The following is a 345-nucleotide window of genomic DNA, read 5'->3' on the forward strand; positions in this document are numbered from 1 at the left end:
CGCGGCCGCGACCGGGTCGTGAACGCCGGACGCGACAGCGAACCGTTGTCGGTGCACCTGCGCTACGGCGACGGCAGGGAAGAGCGGGTGCTGGCGCGAGCGGTGATCGACGCCTCCGGCACCTGGGGCGCGCCCAACCCCCTCGGCGGCGAAGGGCTGCCCGCGCTCGGCGAAACCGCTGCCGCGGCGGTGATCGACTACCGGGGCCCGACCTCGATGACGACACCGTCCGCGCCCGCTACGCAGGCAAGCACACCGTGATCGCCGGGAGTGGGCATTCGGCGTTGACCGCGATCATCGCCTTGGCCGAGGTCGCGAGCAACGAGCCGGGCACCCGGTTGACAT

1 pseudogene is annotated in these 345 nt (G+C 72.8%); it reads left to right on the forward strand.

From position 1 onward, the window contains the following. Positions 1-345, forward strand: a pseudogene (locus tag IU459_RS40630) (flavoprotein); the annotation flags it as partial.

It is taken from the genome of Nocardia amamiensis (assembly GCF_015477605.1).
GTDB lineage: Bacteria > Actinomycetota > Actinomycetes > Mycobacteriales > Mycobacteriaceae > Nocardia > Nocardia amamiensis_A.